Here is a 13799-nt window from a genome sequence, read left to right as displayed (position 1 = left end):
TTTGCCGCAGCATGAAAACTGTACCCAGACCGGAATGGAATGTCAAGACACTGTAGCGGATCGGGGGAAATGGGAGAAAATTACGGAAAACGGACGCTGGGGCTTGTCAGAGGCGGATGGGTGGGGTATGGGAAAGGATCGTTTTTTAGAGGGTGCGTCGAGCGGATGCATTATGTAGCTTGGAGACTATGGAAGACTATATCCATCCAATAAAACAATACTTTTTTGATATTTTTTAAAGGAATTATGAAATGGAAATGGCTTGTGAAAGATGTAAATATGAAGTTGCAGTATGTGAATTGTTGGAATCTGTAAGACTAAATGGTAAGGATTTTAGTCATGAATTAAGACGTGTTATAGTTGATTTGTTGGATGAAAATAGAGCTGGCGACTGTAGTGATTGTGATTTTTTTTTCCAACTATTAAATACGCCGAGACATCAATTTGCTATGTATGTCCAAGATAAAAGAAAAAAATCTATTGCTGAAGAACTTATAAAGGCACATAAACCTCCATCAGGGTTTCGGATAAATGAAATTAGTTTAATAGATACTTGTTATTTTGATCAAAATATTTTTGATCAATGCAGAAGAAGCTCCAAAATTTATAGCGACATAAAAAGACATTTTAACTCAAAAATTGTTTATAGTCTTGTGCATATAGATGAAATAATTAAATGCAATAGTGCAAGTATTCAAAGTGAATATTTTGAAGTCATTAGTGAGATCACAAACAACCAGATCTTAACTGTAATTAATGATTCGTATCCACGTTTTGGATATGGCAAGATAGATCCAGCTAAGTGTATTCCTCAGGTACTTGCATATAAAAAATTGACAGCGTTAGAAGAGCAAATGCGCTTGGTGGATTTCGGTGACAGATTTGTTTTTTTTGAAAAATATAAAGAAGGTATTAAGATTGAAGAGATAAGTGATGAAGAATTTAATAACATTTTTATGAAATTGTATGGATTTAATAACGGAAAATCCCTATTGCTTGATAACGTCCAAAAAAACAACTATATAACATTGCGTGTAGCATTTTACGCTTTCTTTATGACACTAGATTGTTTGCGATTTAAAAGTGATAAAGAAGTAGGTGCTGTAATTAGTGGAACTTATGACTGGGAACACATTTTATACGCTTCTAACTCAAAATATTTTATTACAGAAGACAAGAGGTTAAGAGAAAGAGCTAAAATAATATATAAAAAATTCGGTTACCCAACAGAAGTCCTCTCTCTAGACGAGTTGATCGGCTAGGCGACAAAAAGTGGGAGACCTGCTTTTTTTGGGAAAAGGGGTGAGATCTTATTTTTTGCATTAGATAAATGACAAAAGGGGTCAGACCCCTTTTAATCCAAAAGCCGCACGCTCCATCATTAAAAAGGGTCTGTCCCCTTTTAACTCTACAAGGGCAGACAGCGAAGGAGTTAAGATAACAGCTAAAAGGGGTCTGACCCCTTTTACTACGAACTGGCTTTAAAAAAGATAGATGAGACTGGAATTGATGCACTAGAATTATTTCGTGAATCAGAGAATGAGATGATTGATTCAATGAAATTGATTACAAAAAAGTACCTTTAGCAATGTAAAAACGGACTAAAAGAGGAGGGGCTCTTATTTTATGGTGAAAGAATGAAGAATACAGGTAATTTTTTTGTTCTCAGGTATTCACTTGTCGAGGAATCTCAAGGAAGTACAGTTTGCGTTCCAGTACCAACCCCCAAAGGAACCGCTGTAATCGTTTCGCTCTTGGGTGATAGAGAGTTTGATCGCTATAATGTACGTTATGCGTTCGTTGGATTTTCTAAAACAGAGCCAACGGATCTTTATCGGTTCCAAGATGGGCGGTACATGGTTGGAAAAGTTGCGAAGTTAAGAACCGCGCATGTCGGTGAAAAAATACCCGGTGATATTGTGGCGCATGAAAAAGATGACTGGGTTCCGCTTGTAGCAGTTTTTGATATGCACGAACAATATATTTTTGTGCAAAGGGATTGGAAATTTGGTACAGAATCACAAATAGCAAATGCGATTCAATCCGGCCTTCGCGATCCTGTATTAGAGAAATATAATCATAGAATTTTTGTTGAACTAAAAACTAAGACGATAGAATTCTGGTCTATTGTAAAGAAACATAAGAAAATTTATAAAATAGAAATAAAGCTAATCTCACCGAATATTCTCCGTACCAATGAAAAGGCTCGTGAAGCATTAAAAGAATTAAAAAAGCTTTATGGGCAAGACGAAATAACGTTAGCGCTTGAAAACGAATCCGGGGATTTGGTAATTCCTCAGGAGCCTATAGCTGATTATATTGACTATGCATCTGAAGGTGAAGGGAGGTGGGTATTGATAACTGAAGGTACTCGTGGTGGTAAAAAGAAACATACTAGTGAAAAAGCCGCAGTTCTAGTTGAACTACCTGTCCCGACTCAAGATGAAGTCCATCATGAAGGACAACTTGAATTAGAAACGGGGCTACCTGCACCGGGAAGGGAAGTAATTGATGCAGGACTGGTTGCTCAGGTAATGACCGTAGCTGAAAACCTCTCTCGCGACGATAAAAATGACTAGATTTATTTTACTTTTCATTCTTGCTTTTAGTACGGCACTTTGCGTTACTTATTATATAGAAGGACTTTCTGTACTTATTTTTCAAGAACTACTATCTGCATTTATTGTTATTGCAATGATTACCGGCACGTTGTCATATGCTTTGTATGCATATGTTGACAGTGTGATAAAGGATGTCGCAGCAAATGAAAATAATAGTGAAGGAACCAACTATAATAAGGTGATTGAGAAACTAACCGAGCTAAAAAAAGAAATCTTAGTGAATGCGTTTTCTGTGGTTGGATTGTTGGTAGTTGAACGAATCGCCCATGGGTTTGCACTGATTTTCCCCGTCACCAGTGGTAACCCGTTTAATTGGGCTTGGGCATTTGCTATCTCGATCCGTGTAGCGTGCCTTTTTTTAAGCATCGTAATTGCTGCAATTCAGTTTCACGGATTCATTATTGCCAATGAATATCGTGCAATAATTAGCCGCCGAATATAGCTATGACCAAAAGGAGGCAGGCACCTTTTGCTAAAAGGGGTCAGACCCCTTTTAGCTCAGGCGTTGAATTAAAAGGGGTCAGACCCCTTTTAGTTTTTATCACCTTTTTTATGCCTTTGAACCACCCCCCGAAGGCACTGTCCAGCGCATACTTTCAAGTTTTTTGAGAAAAAGTTCATCCTCTTTTTCCGAGTTCTCAAAATCAGGAATTTTTGACCCCATAAATATCAGGCGGAATCTGGGCTTTTTACCGTAAACCTTCATCTCAAATTCCCTCACCGCCTCACAGGCACTTTTATAGTGCGGCATATTCACCACCCAGCTTTTCCTGTCCCCGCACCAGATCACGGGGCTGGCATTCGGCTGCATGGCAATGAAATCCCTGAAATGCACAGCCGCCCAGTACAGTCTTTCAATCATTTCCTCTGAGATATTTTCCGTTTTCATGGCCTTCTCCTTTCTTTTCTGTTTCCCCTCACGCAGCCCCCCGCCCAATCCTCTCCCGTCGCCATTCATCCACCAGCTGCATGTCCGACTGCCACTCCGTTCCGATGATCTGCCGGGCAGGAAATCCATACTCCTGAATGGCAATCTTCACCCTCGGCGTACTCATCCGCGCGTAGGCACAAATTTCTTTTAAGCCCACAAGGGCCGTGGGGCTGGTTTTCATGCCGCCTCCTTTTTCCTGTCCGTCTTACAAATTGCCATGGCTCACATCCTGTCCCGCCAGCCGGGAAGCTTGCGCCCCTTCTCCGGCCTTTCGCCCTTCGGCCTCCGGGGCGGAGGCGGTGGGGCCGCTTCTTCCACCACATTCACCCGATCCTGAAGAAGGTTCACGCCGCCGCCGGGCCATTCCCACAGGGCCTGAGCCAGGGCGATGCACTCGCAATCCAGAAAATGATTGTCTTTTCGAAGCTGCACCCAGACCTGCCGCCCCGCCTCTTCCCGAAGCTCTTCCGCCGTGATCTGGCGCAGATAGTCCGATCCTTCGGCCACACCTTCATGGAGATAGCCCGCATGGCCACGGCCCTGAATGGCGTTTTCCAGACGCTCGAAAAAGGAGGTCTTGAGCCGGTTGGGGTCCAGCAGCATGAGGCGCGCGCCGGAGCGCAGCTTCTTGCCGGAGCGGGTCTGGCGCAGGGGGTTCCCCAGCTTGCTGAAGGTGGGGAGGCTGGTGGATGCGCCCTTGGTCACCCAGACCTGACACCCACGGCAGAGGCCCCAGCGGCTGTCTAACCAGAGATAGGCCTCGTCCCGCATGGTCTGGCCCGTGTCGTAGGCGTTGCCGCCGGAATCTCGGGCCGCCCGCCAGATTTTCATCCGCAGGCCCGGTTCTCCGTCGATGGGCCAGCTCCGCTCATACAAAAGATGATCCAGATCCGCCTCGTCCGGCGAGAATCCGCTTTCCACCAGCCAGGAGTTGAAGTGCCTGTCCCAGCCGCGAACCACCCAGAAAAAGCCCCCGTGCTGCTGATCGATGCCGCAGGTGAGGGCCACGGCCTCATTGGCCACCATGCCGGGGGCAAGGGCGCAGCGGGCCTTGAGGGCTTCGGCCTCGGAGGTGGATTCTAAAACAATCTTCCAGGGTTCGGCGGCGTAGTTGTTCCAGAAATCCCGCAGGGCGGATTTGCTGGTAAGCCCCCGGAGAAAGGAGGCCGCGCATTCCGAAAGGGTCACAAAGAGGGAATTCCATCCGGGAAAATGCACGCCCACACGGCTGGGCCGGGAAGATTGCAGGGCTGCGGATATGGAAAGGCCCTTGTCCCGGGAGCGCCATCTGCCGTGGCGCACGGCCATGTCCCGCTTTTCATCGTCCCAGTGGGAGGGGCAGTGGCTGCACTCGTACCAGGCCAGATGCTGGGATTCCACCCGGGAGGCGTCCGCAGCGCTGCCTTCGGGCCATCGGATGCGGCTGAAGGCCATCTTCTGCTCCCTGCCGCAGTCCGGGCAGCGGACATGCCAGTCAAAGATCAGCTCCGCTTCCTCTTCCATGAACTTCCAGATGGGGCCGTTCTCCGTGGTGGGCGTGGAGAGCATGAAGATCTTCGCCCGTCCCAGACGGCGGAAGGTGGTGGTGCGCTTTTCCGCAAGTTCGATGGGCCCGGCCTCGGCCTTGTTGGAGGTGAAGGGCATGTACTTGTCCACCTCGTCCAGCACCACGGTGTCGGCCGGGTCCGAGGCAAGGCTTGCCGGAGATCCGGACCAGCCGATCTTGATCCATGTATGGGAAAGCTGCACCGACAGCCCCTGCACATCATCCTGATACCCCGTGAGGTGCCGGGACAGCTGCCGGGTATTGCGGATCATGGGCACGATGCGCTTTTTCATGACATTGCGGCCCGTGTCCTTGTCCGGATACACAAAAATCACCTTGGCGCTCTGCTGATCAATGCGGGAGCCGACCATGTTCAGGGCGGTTTCCGTTCCTGCGGACTGCACGGACTTGCACAGCCCCACCTTCACCACAGAGGGAAAATCCAAAATCTCCATGATGCCCTCGGCCCAGGGCGCGTTCTCGTGCCGCCACGGGCCTTCGATGGCCGAAAGGGTCACGTAGCGGTATTTTTCCGACCAGTCCGCAATGGACATGGGCCGGGGCCTGCGCATCACCCGTCTCACCCCCGGCAGGGGCTGAAAACGGATGCTGTGGCCTGAATGGCGGATGACGCTGCGGTAGGTCTCCGGCATCCAGGAGGGGATGGGCTGCTGCATTTCCATGGGGTCATCCCTTCGGATGGGTTAGGGTTGCCGCCTGAGGCGGTTTTTCCGCAGGGCGGAGTTTGCTGTCTGCGGATGTCTTTATCCCGTAGGTCTGAGGAATTTCAGCCTGGGCTTTTTATCCCGCAGGGTTGGCCTGTGGGGTTATGGGTTTTTGTTCTCCTGCCCGAAGACGGACGGGGGGAGGTCTTCCGAAAAATCCCCTTCATCCTCCGCGTACTTCAGGGAAAAGGCTTCCGTGCGGGAAAGCCGGTGCATCATGGCATCCCACTCCTGACGGAGCAGATCCCGGCCAAGGTTGGCTTTGGCACCGTCTCCGCCCACCATGCGGGCGATGTCCGGCATGAGCCGATCCATGAGCTGCTTGGACGAGGTGTCGAGAACCTGAAGGAGGCCCACCAGCATCTGATCCACCTCGCTTCTGTCCACCAGCTTCTTTTTTTCCCGTGCCAGCTGAAGGGCCACCATCTCCCTTTTCTGGGCCATCAGCTCCAGCGCCAGAGCACGCTTGGCGGCGTTGTCCTTTTCCAGCTGTCGGGCGGCGGTGATGGGGCTGCCGCCGTCGGTCTTTTCCAGCTCGCATCTGGCCACATAGGCCAGAACTTCCGTTTCCGTAATGGGCTGGCCCTTTTTGTAGCGGATCAGCCCGCTCTTCTGATCCTGATAGAGCTTGGTCTTTTCGATGGAAAAGCCCTCTCCCTGCAAAAACCGCAGGACGTCCATCAGGGTCTTGAACTCCCTTTCAGGCGGGGTCTCCTCCATCCCTTCTCCTTCCATGAATCCTGAACCCAAAAACCTGCGCGAGGCCCCTTTAAGCGGGTACCTTTGTGCGCTCCTTCCGGCCTCTTCAGCCGGGTATCTGCCAGCCCAATGGCTGGGCTTTTTTTCTTTGTGAACGACAGGCCCCTCCAGCGGGTACCTTTGCGTTCCCGATCGACCCCAATGGGCCGGGTACTGCCGCCAGCCCAATGGCTGGACTTTTTTTGCGAACGACAGGCCCCTGTAAGCGGGTACCTTTGCGCTCCCGACCGACCCCAATGGGCCGGGTACTGACCGCCAGCCCAATGGCTGGACTTTTTTTCTTTGTGAACGACAGGCCCCTTTAAGCGGGTACCTTTGCGTTCCCGACCGACCCCCATGGGCCGGGTACTGCCGCCAGCCCAGTGGCTGGACTTTTTTTCTTTGTGAACGACAGGCCCCTTTAAGCGGGTACCTTTGCGCTCCCGACCGACCCCGATGGGCCGGGTACTGCCGCCAGCCCAATGGCTGGACTTTTTTTCTTGTGAACGACAGGCCCCTTTAAGCGGGTACCTTTGCGCTCCCGACCGACCCCAATGGGCCGGGTACTGACTGCCAGCCCAATGGCTGGACTTTCTTCGTGCGCGAGGCCCCTCCAGCGGGTACCTTTTTTGCGCACTTTCCGGCGGTTTGTAAGGGTTTAGGCTGCTGGCCCCTAAGGCGGGAACTCTTTTTGCAGCGTCAATTCCATGACGGAATCCCCCAAAAACCCTCCGGAATCACAGACTTTTCCGTTTTCCGTTCCGTTTTCGGTTTTCACTGTGCACGAACTTCGCGCCTCCGCGCCCCGTACAGGGCCGGGGGCCGGGTAGTACCTTGGCCGGTTCAACGGCGCTGGTTTCCGTGGGGGTCGGCCAGTGGCAGGCCCATCCTGCCGTGGTCCATCAGCTCGTACAGATCCGGCAGCGCAGTCTCGGCCAATGCCAAGGCCTGCCGGTAGAACTCCCATCGCTCCGGTTCCTCAGGCGTAACGCCGGGCCTGGCTCTCAGGATGATCCGCCAGTGCGGATCTCTGGCCAGAGAAATGCCCATGGGTTTTGACCGCAGGAACTCGGAAAGTGCCACAACGGCGGGAAAGTCCCGCCAGTGCGTCTGCCCCGTGCATCCAGGTGCTTGTCCATCCCGAGTCACACCAGTGTGTGTCGGCAGTCCAGCCGTGACCGAACTGTGGTTTGATGCGCTTGCCTCTCGGACGCCAGTGGTGCCGACGCTGTTTACTGCCTCTAAAGAAACCCCCTCCTCGAAAGCCTGCGGTGCTTGTCCATCCCGAGTCGCACCAGTGTGCGTCGGCAGCCCCGCCGTGACCGGGCTGTGGTTTGATGCGCTTGCCGTTTCTTCGCTCCCCGTGGAGAGGATTTGCCCCCCGGTAAACCGGTTGAGCTGAGGGTATTTTTCAAGGAACATAAAATACCCCTTTATTTTCAATGGCTTTGCCATTAAAAAGTTTTTGAAAAATGCCCGTGTCCAGGTAACTTGGTTTAAGGCATTTTTGTTTTTCTTTTATTTTCAGTCTTTTATATTCCGTGTCCGTCAAGTCCAGGTAAATCTCTATTAAACTACTATGAGTCTTCGCTTGGCTTGTGGCTTGGTAAAATAACCCCCTCGCGCATGCGCGTATTTCGGAAGTTACCTGGACACGGTGGACACGGCTTGTAATATTCTGATTTAATTGAAAATCTGAAAACGCCGTAAACGTGTTTACCTGGACACGGGCTGGACATTTGGCCAGTTTACCTGGACACGCCCTGTCCCGTGGGGGGGTGTGGGGGAGAGAGGGGGCCATTATATGACACCTCTGTCCACGTGAGCCACACCATCAAAATGCCTCTGGCGGCTGCCGCCCCGCTCGCCGGGACGGGTTTCCTTGACGTGGGGCAGAATGGTCAAAAGCTCTCTGGAAAAATGCACGATGTTCATAGGATGAAATCCATACCCCGTGCAGTAGGCCCTGTAACGATCATACAGGCCCTTCTTGCTCACGCTCAGGCCCTGCCCATCATATTCCGGCTGCGTCAGGCACTCTTCATCCACAAATGCCTGCACCGGGTTATTGGCAAACTGGTATTCCACCAGCGTCCGGTGGATGTCATCGGAATGGGTGAACCCTCCCTGCAGCCGCAGCCGCTCCAGCCCCACCAGCGCCCACAGCAGAATACCGGGCAGCTCTGCTATCAGAATCGCCCTCAGGTTTTTCTGGATGGCCTTGCCCTTGAACTGCCTTTTAAATTTGATGGGCAGGATGCGCCGATAAAAGCCGTCCGAGTTGTCCTTGACCTTTGGCCAGCGATTGTTGGCAAACATCAGCTTGACGTAGGGGGAAAAATCGAAGACGTCCTTGAATTTGAATGATGCGGAAATCTTGTCACCGGAAACGATGGCCTTGAACCAGTCGGACTCAAAAGCCGCCCCTTCGGTCTCGGAGGCGGTGTTAAGGAGCTTTCCTATCAGCGTGGCCCTGTAATGCTCTTTGGCCATGTCCGCCATATTGACCGCCGATGAATTGCGCTCCCCGATCAGCTCCTGAATAACGTGTAAAAATGTCGATTTGCCATCAGACCCCGGCCCGATCAAAAACATGGCCTTTTCGTGGCTGGTGTCACGGGTGAGGCAATACCCAAACCACTCCTGCACCACAGCGATGGTGGCCGCATCCTGTATGGTCTCTGTCAAAAACTGCAGCCAGCGCTCACATTTTGCATCAGGATCGAAGGACACCGGCAGCCTGTATGTATTCAAATGCTCTTTGACATGGGGCAGCAGCTCCGCCGTGGAGAGGCTGAGCATGCCATTTTCAAGGGGCACCAGATCCGGATTGTTGTCCAGCTCCTGCTCCGCAGGCATGGCCGCCATGACAGCCACCTGGGACGTGGCATCGGATATCCTCGCCATGGTGGATTCATCCTGCAGGAGGGCCTGTGCCCGCTGCTGGATCGCCATTTCGCTGATACTGGCCCAATTCTTCCCGTTCCACCTGTATAAGGTCTTTGTTTTGGTATCGAAAATCAGGGGGTTTTCCCGGTACAGCTCTCGGGCGAGTTTTGCATGCTGAAAAGAGCGGCCGGAAAAAAACCGCTCCACAGACTCAGGCCTGCCGGGATCTCTCTGGATGGCGGGGCTTTCGCCCAAAAGCTCTTCCAGCTCGGAGGCAGACCGCCTGTGCTTTGCAAACCAGTCCGTCAGATCCTGACCGCCACTTTCGGGCCACGCACCATCCACCCGGCCCATGAAGTCGGGCCATTTTAAAACACGAACCGACGCCGCCACTTTTGACAGGGAAGCCGCGGCTTTGTCGGCCCCCCGAATCCCTGCGCCGTCGGCATCATAGGCCAGCACCACATCCCGGCCCTCAAATACCAGATTGAACTGCTTTTTCCAGCTCAGGGCACCCGTGGTCTGGGTGATGGCATTGATTCCGTGGCTGCGGGCGCAGATTACGTCCGGCTCGCCCTCACAGATCCAGACAGGGCCATCCTTCAGGGTGGAAGGATGCGGCCAGAGGCGGCTTTCGCCCATGCCCTTGGCAACGGAAAGGAGCTTGAACTCCCTGGCGCCGGGCATATATGAGCGGATGTTCCGGATTTCTCCGGAATCGTCCCGCACCGCAAAGGCTATTCGGTTTTTGTACCTGTCATCTACAAAACCACCGAGCTTGGGATTCCACCTGAGGGTTTGCAGTCTGAGGTCCAGAGATTTGATCCCGTCCTCGGTCCATGCCCTGTCCCGGCACAGACGGGAGCACATCTCCGGAGGCAGAGGGGGGAACTGATCCCACACCGCTGCCATTTGCTCTGTCGTTGGCACACTGTCCCCTGCTGGCTGATCCTGTGGCTTGTACTGGCCACAGAATGCCTGGAACGCCTCCTTCGGGGATGCCTTGCCTTGGGCATGGCCCCATAATTTGATGAGATCCCCGGAAGCACCACATGCCAGACAGTTGTATGCGTCTTTTTCCGGAGAGTAGGAAAAAGACGCGTTTTGATCGTCATGGAAGGGGCATAAGCCCCGCAGCTCTTTTTCGTTGCTGCTGCGGGGATCTACCTGAAAACACCCCCTGGCGATGGCCGCCCGCTCATCGGGATTTAAGAATTCAACGGCTTTTCCCATAGCGTTCTCCCTGCCCGGCTAACCAGTTAAGCCGGAATGCCGTATTTTTGCTCAAGCCTGTCTGCATCCAGATCTGCCATTCTGGCCCTGAGGAGCATCACGCGCTTTTCAGGGCCTTCAAGGTTCAGGGCTTTTCGTTTCATAAGCTGAGACAAAAGCCTTTTTCTTTTGATTGTCAAAGCGATGACATTTCCCATTCTCCCCCCTGTCGTATGGTGTCTTCAAAGAGTCTGCGTACTTCCATGACCTCCGTTTCCAGCCGACCGATGAGCCGGGCGGTTTTGACCACCGTGGCCGTTTCTCTGGATTTAAGCCCTTCCCGAAGATGCTGGAGCAGCTTGCCCGTGTGGATGACCACATCTTCGATTTCACGGCTGAGGCTGTCCGTCTGGGGTGTGGCCAGATCCGCAACCGGCACCAGACGCCATCCCGGCGGCTCCAGCAGCATTTTGATGGTGGGGCTCTGGGTTACGGCAAAGGCGGCGCGGATGGCCCGGATATCCGGGGTGCGGCGGGGATCGGCACAGTATTCATAGACGGTTCTTGCCGCCATGCCTGCCATGGTGGCCACCTGCGGAACCAGCGCCTGATCTTCACGGTTCTGGATCAGGGCTTCATACAAAATGGCGTTGATGTCGTTCATGGGTGCTCCTTTGACTGGCCTGTTTTTTTCCCCTGAAAAAAGGAAATTAATCCCCGCAGAAACGAATGCCACTTTTGCGTTCATCCTGCCTTTGAATCTGCATATTCTTTTTCCGGATGCTGACTGAAGACGGCAAGGCAGTCCGGAAGGGCTGGGCTGTCACCGGAAAGCCTTGCCTTGAGGTAGTTTTCCACCTCCGGCCAATGGGCTTCGATGACGGGCCATGGATTGCCGTAGCGTTCGGGCCACATGAAGTGGTAGGGCTCCATGCCGAACCAGTCAGAAAGATGGGCAGCCAACTCTTTTCTTGGAAAGGATTCGAGCTGCTTGAGGCGTCGGGTATGGTTCGGGTGTTTCCCTGAAATCAAACCCAGAATTTTATAATCTATCGTTCTTGGTTTCATAGAATGAAATATTTTACCCAAAAGATGTGAAAGTCAAGTATTTTTTCATCCTATGGCACAAAAAGTATCATCAAAGGTCTTTTGCAAGATTCGCATTGTTTGCGTATATTGAGGGTATGATGAATGTAAGAGATCAGGTATGCGGGACAATTGGTAAGAGGGTGGAGCAGCTCAGGCTTACTGCTCAGGAGCTGGGGGATGCTACCGGTGACACAGATAAAACTGCGTACCGGTGGTGCAAGACCGTATTGCCCAGAACCCAGAAGATTCCTGCTATATGCAAGGTCCTGCAAATTACCCCCAATGAACTTTTTGGGTTTGAGGATGTGGCTGGAAGTCCAAAAACCGGGATCAAAGAGCTTGTGGAAAAAAGGGGGGGTATGGATGATTCTATTCGTCAGATGTATGAGGAGCGGATTGAAGAGCTGCGCAGCCGCATAGAAAAGCAAGATTCTTACATCGAGAAACAGGATTCTTATATTACGGATCTTCAGAAAACCGTAGAGCGTGAAACCCGTCGTTCAGAAAAGCTCGAAGACAGACTGGAAAAAACCGAAGCCCGCTCAGAAAAACTAATGACTACCCTGGATGAACTTCAGGAAAAAGTAGCCTCCCTCCTTCAGGAAAACTCCGACCTTAAAAACAACACCCTTCAAGAGGAATCCGAAAGCCGGAAAAAAGCTTCGGGGGAATAAAGGCGGCCCGCAAAGGCCTCGCAGTTTTCATGGAACGCCGCAGCGGCTCAGACCGAAGGCGGTGTAAGAGGGCTGTTGATGCGGAGCGGCATCAGGTGCAGGGGGAAAACTCTAATCTCTTTTTTATGAGCCGCTTTATCCGCAAGGCATTCGAAAAGTGGATGAAAAGGCACGGTGCTACAGATGTTATCTGTCTGGTCTCAGACAAAAAAAGAATTCGAAATTGTCAGTGGGAGCTCTGGGAAGGACTGCTGGGTTACAGTCTGAGGGAAATAGATTTTGCCAGAGACATCTATCTGAGGCCGGAGCAGAGAGATGAGATTTTTGAGGAGGTAGAACAGGAAGGTTGTGTCTGTCGAACCGTGCATATCACCCGTGCGGATGGCTTTGTGGTGAACATGGACATCATCTACTGCAAGCATGAAAACGGGTATTATTATACCTTTGTAAAAATACTTTAAGGCAGAAAGGGGAAATCAGGTTCTGATTTCCTCTTCTTTTTTGGGGTCGGGGTATGGGAGAAGGTCCAGTCCCGGAATAAAACGAAAATCTTTCTGGTTTTTTGAAATAAAAGGGAGGTTCGCAGCCAGGGCTGTGGCCCCGATCAGGGCGTCTGGAATCATAAGTCCATGGCTAAGGCGATATTGCTTCAGAAGATTCAGGGCTGTGTCGCAAGCGGGGTTATCCAATGGCAGAACTTTGAATTTTTTCATAAAAAGATCTAAGCTCCGCAACTCTGTTTTATTTCTGCACCCTACTACCAGTTCCATATATGTAATAATGCTGATGGCAACGCCTGTGCTTTTCTCAAGAGAAAAAAGGCATTGCACCGCAGTATCTATCCCCTTTGCGGCATCAATGAGAATGTCCGTATCCAGGACTGTTCTTTTCATCAAGCCCATTTCCGCTCCATTCTTTTTGTCTCATGTTTCGGACCCACTCAGAGCTGTCCTTCATATCCTCCCTGTCCTGCCACATTCCTATAAACGGCTCTTTTTCCAGAGAGTGGGATTTTTTTTGCTTTTTTTCCTGTTTTTCCGGGTACCGGGTTTTAAGGAAAGCAACAAAATCCATCACTTGTTTTTGTGCTTCTGGCGGCAGGGATACAAATTCACGAATCAGCACTGAATTTTTCATGTCTCCCCCTTATTCTTAAGGATTTTAAAGGCCTGCTTGGATTTAAAGCATATCACGCTGTAAGGATGTTTTGGAAGCCTAAAAATAATTATTTGGTGTAGGGCCGGGTTTCTTTGTGGAAGCTTGTGCAAAAAATAAAGCATTAAATGTTATTTCTTCTTGACAATAGCATTAAAAGAGAAGAAGGTTGCTTTAAAGGCGCGTGTGCGCACGAAATGAACCTCAGAGAGGCTCAGA

The 13799-nt window shown here is 51.2% G+C and carries 15 protein-coding genes; 5 read left to right on the top strand and 10 right to left on the bottom strand.

Annotation, left to right across the window (positions count from 1 at the left end):
* Nucleotides 1–251: 251 nt before the first annotated feature.
* The 3 genes from LZ24_RS12320 to LZ24_RS12310 all read left to right on the top strand — a co-directional run bounded on the left by LZ24_RS12320 (nt 252) and on the right by LZ24_RS12310 (nt 3063).
* Entirely contained in the window at nt 252–1262 is a 1011-nt protein-coding gene (locus LZ24_RS12320; protein WP_144685610.1) for a hypothetical protein, read from the top strand.
* 375 nt (nt 1263–1637) lie between these two features.
* Nucleotides 1638–2579 carry a hypothetical protein gene (locus LZ24_RS12315; protein ID WP_144685609.1) on the top strand — a complete coding sequence of 314 codons (942 nt, stop codon included), beginning with the start codon at nt 1638–1640 and terminating at the stop codon, nt 2577–2579.
* Nucleotides 2572–3063 (top strand): hypothetical protein, encoded by a 492-nt coding sequence (locus LZ24_RS12310; RefSeq protein ID WP_144685608.1) that lies wholly within the window; start codon nt 2572–2574, stop codon nt 3061–3063. The genes LZ24_RS12315 and LZ24_RS12310 overlap by 8 nt, the downstream gene beginning before the upstream one ends.
* A 108-nt stretch (nt 3064–3171) precedes the next feature.
* On the opposite strand, the gene LZ24_RS12305 is transcribed toward LZ24_RS12310, so the two are convergent.
* The 8 genes from LZ24_RS12305 to LZ24_RS12270 all read right to left on the bottom strand — a co-directional run bounded on the left by LZ24_RS12305 (nt 3172) and on the right by LZ24_RS12270 (nt 11730).
* Nucleotides 3172–3510, bottom strand: coding sequence for a hypothetical protein (locus LZ24_RS12305; RefSeq protein WP_144685607.1), 339 nt, complete (start codon nt 3508–3510; stop codon nt 3172–3174).
* Between the two features lie 28 nt (nt 3511–3538).
* Nucleotides 3539–3733: a hypothetical protein gene (locus LZ24_RS12300; RefSeq protein ID WP_144685606.1), complete on the bottom strand. Its 195-nt coding sequence runs from the start codon at nt 3731–3733 to the stop codon at nt 3539–3541.
* Between the two features lie 41 nt (nt 3734–3774).
* Nucleotides 3775–5781, bottom strand: a complete 2007-nt coding sequence (locus LZ24_RS12295; RefSeq protein WP_144685605.1) for a terminase gpA endonuclease subunit — start codon at nt 5779–5781, stop codon at nt 3775–3777.
* A gap of 144 nt (nt 5782–5925) precedes the next feature.
* A complete protein-coding gene (locus tag LZ24_RS12290) occupies nt 5926–6543 on the bottom strand; it encodes a hypothetical protein (RefSeq protein ID WP_144685604.1) in 618 nt (205 codons plus the stop codon).
* Between the two features lie 861 nt (nt 6544–7404).
* The gene (locus tag LZ24_RS12285) at nt 7405–7710 is read right to left on the bottom strand and encodes a hypothetical protein (RefSeq protein ID WP_144685603.1); all 306 of its coding nucleotides are present in this window, start codon (nt 7708–7710) and stop codon (nt 7405–7407) included.
* Between the two features lie 651 nt (nt 7711–8361).
* A complete protein-coding gene (locus LZ24_RS12280) occupies nt 8362–10683 on the bottom strand; it encodes a phage/plasmid primase, P4 family (RefSeq protein ID WP_144685602.1) in 2322 nt (773 codons plus the stop codon).
* 175 nt (nt 10684–10858) lie between these two features.
* Nucleotides 10859–11326 (bottom strand): hypothetical protein, encoded by a 468-nt coding sequence (locus LZ24_RS12275; protein ID WP_144685601.1) that lies wholly within the window; start codon nt 11324–11326, stop codon nt 10859–10861.
* 80 nt (nt 11327–11406) lie between these two features.
* Nucleotides 11407–11730 carry a hypothetical protein gene (locus tag LZ24_RS12270; RefSeq protein WP_144685600.1) on the bottom strand — a complete coding sequence of 108 codons (324 nt, stop codon included), beginning with the start codon at nt 11728–11730 and terminating at the stop codon, nt 11407–11409.
* 380 nt (nt 11731–12110) lie between these two features.
* On the opposite strand from LZ24_RS12270, the gene LZ24_RS17640 reads away from it, so the two are divergent.
* On the top strand, nt 12111–12425 hold the full coding sequence (locus LZ24_RS17640) for a hypothetical protein (RefSeq protein ID WP_222427628.1): 315 nt from the start codon (nt 12111–12113) through the stop codon (nt 12423–12425).
* Between the two features lie 29 nt (nt 12426–12454).
* Nucleotides 12455–12886 (top strand): hypothetical protein, encoded by a 432-nt coding sequence (locus LZ24_RS12260; protein WP_144685598.1) that lies wholly within the window; start codon nt 12455–12457, stop codon nt 12884–12886.
* Nucleotides 12887–12901: 15 nt separating this feature from the next.
* Here LZ24_RS12260 and LZ24_RS12255 read toward each other — a convergent pair whose 3' ends face one another.
* Both LZ24_RS12255 and LZ24_RS18080 read right to left on the bottom strand, forming a co-directional pair.
* Nucleotides 12902–13318 (bottom strand): type II toxin-antitoxin system VapC family toxin, encoded by a 417-nt coding sequence (locus LZ24_RS12255; RefSeq protein ID WP_222427627.1) that lies wholly within the window; start codon nt 13316–13318, stop codon nt 12902–12904.
* Nucleotides 13281–13562 carry a DUF2281 domain-containing protein gene (locus LZ24_RS18080; RefSeq protein ID WP_144685596.1) on the bottom strand — a complete coding sequence of 94 codons (282 nt, stop codon included), beginning with the start codon at nt 13560–13562 and terminating at the stop codon, nt 13281–13283. Before LZ24_RS18080 ends, LZ24_RS12255 begins: the two co-directional genes overlap by 38 nt.
* Between the last annotated feature and the right edge of the window lie 237 nt (nt 13563–13799).

The organism is Desulfobotulus alkaliphilus (assembly GCF_007830435.1).
GTDB classification, from domain to species: domain Bacteria; phylum Desulfobacterota; class Desulfobacteria; order Desulfobacterales; family ASO4-4; genus Desulfobotulus; species Desulfobotulus alkaliphilus.
The sequence above is the reverse complement of the archived record's forward strand: the minus strand, read 5'-3'. Positions and strand labels throughout refer to the sequence as shown.

Bases quoted from the DNA above. Each gene is read 5' to 3' on its own strand.
- LZ24_RS12320 (WP_144685610.1), top strand. From the start codon at position 252: ATGGAAATGGCTTGTGAAAGATGTAAATATGAAGTTGCAGTATGTGAA.
- LZ24_RS12315 (WP_144685609.1), top strand. From the start codon at position 1,638: ATGAAGAATACAGGTAATTTTTTTGTTCTCAGGTATTCACTTGTCGAG.
- LZ24_RS12310 (WP_144685608.1), top strand. From the start codon at position 2,572: ATGACTAGATTTATTTTACTTTTCATTCTTGCTTTTAGTACGGCACTT.
- LZ24_RS12305 (WP_144685607.1), bottom strand. From the start codon at position 3,510: ATGAAAACGGAAAATATCTCAGAGGAAATGATTGAAAGACTGTACTGG.
- LZ24_RS12300 (WP_144685606.1), bottom strand. From the start codon at position 3,733: ATGAAAACCAGCCCCACGGCCCTTGTGGGCTTAAAAGAAATTTGTGCC.
- LZ24_RS12295 (WP_144685605.1), bottom strand. From the start codon at position 5,781: ATGGAAATGCAGCAGCCCATCCCCTCCTGGATGCCGGAGACCTACCGC.
- LZ24_RS12290 (WP_144685604.1), bottom strand. From the start codon at position 6,543: ATGGAGGAGACCCCGCCTGAAAGGGAGTTCAAGACCCTGATGGACGTC.
- LZ24_RS12280 (WP_144685602.1), bottom strand. From the start codon at position 10,683: ATGGGAAAAGCCGTTGAATTCTTAAATCCCGATGAGCGGGCGGCCATC.
- LZ24_RS12275 (WP_144685601.1), bottom strand. From the start codon at position 11,326: ATGAACGACATCAACGCCATTTTGTATGAAGCCCTGATCCAGAACCGT.
- LZ24_RS12270 (WP_144685600.1), bottom strand. From the start codon at position 11,730: ATGAAACCAAGAACGATAGATTATAAAATTCTGGGTTTGATTTCAGGG.
- LZ24_RS17640 (WP_222427628.1), top strand. From the start codon at position 12,111: ATGGATGATTCTATTCGTCAGATGTATGAGGAGCGGATTGAAGAGCTG.
- LZ24_RS12260 (WP_144685598.1), top strand. From the start codon at position 12,455: ATGGAACGCCGCAGCGGCTCAGACCGAAGGCGGTGTAAGAGGGCTGTT.
- LZ24_RS12255 (WP_222427627.1), bottom strand. From the start codon at position 13,318: ATGAAAAGAACAGTCCTGGATACGGACATTCTCATTGATGCCGCAAAG.
- LZ24_RS18080 (WP_144685596.1), bottom strand. From the start codon at position 13,562: ATGAAAAATTCAGTGCTGATTCGTGAATTTGTATCCCTGCCGCCAGAA.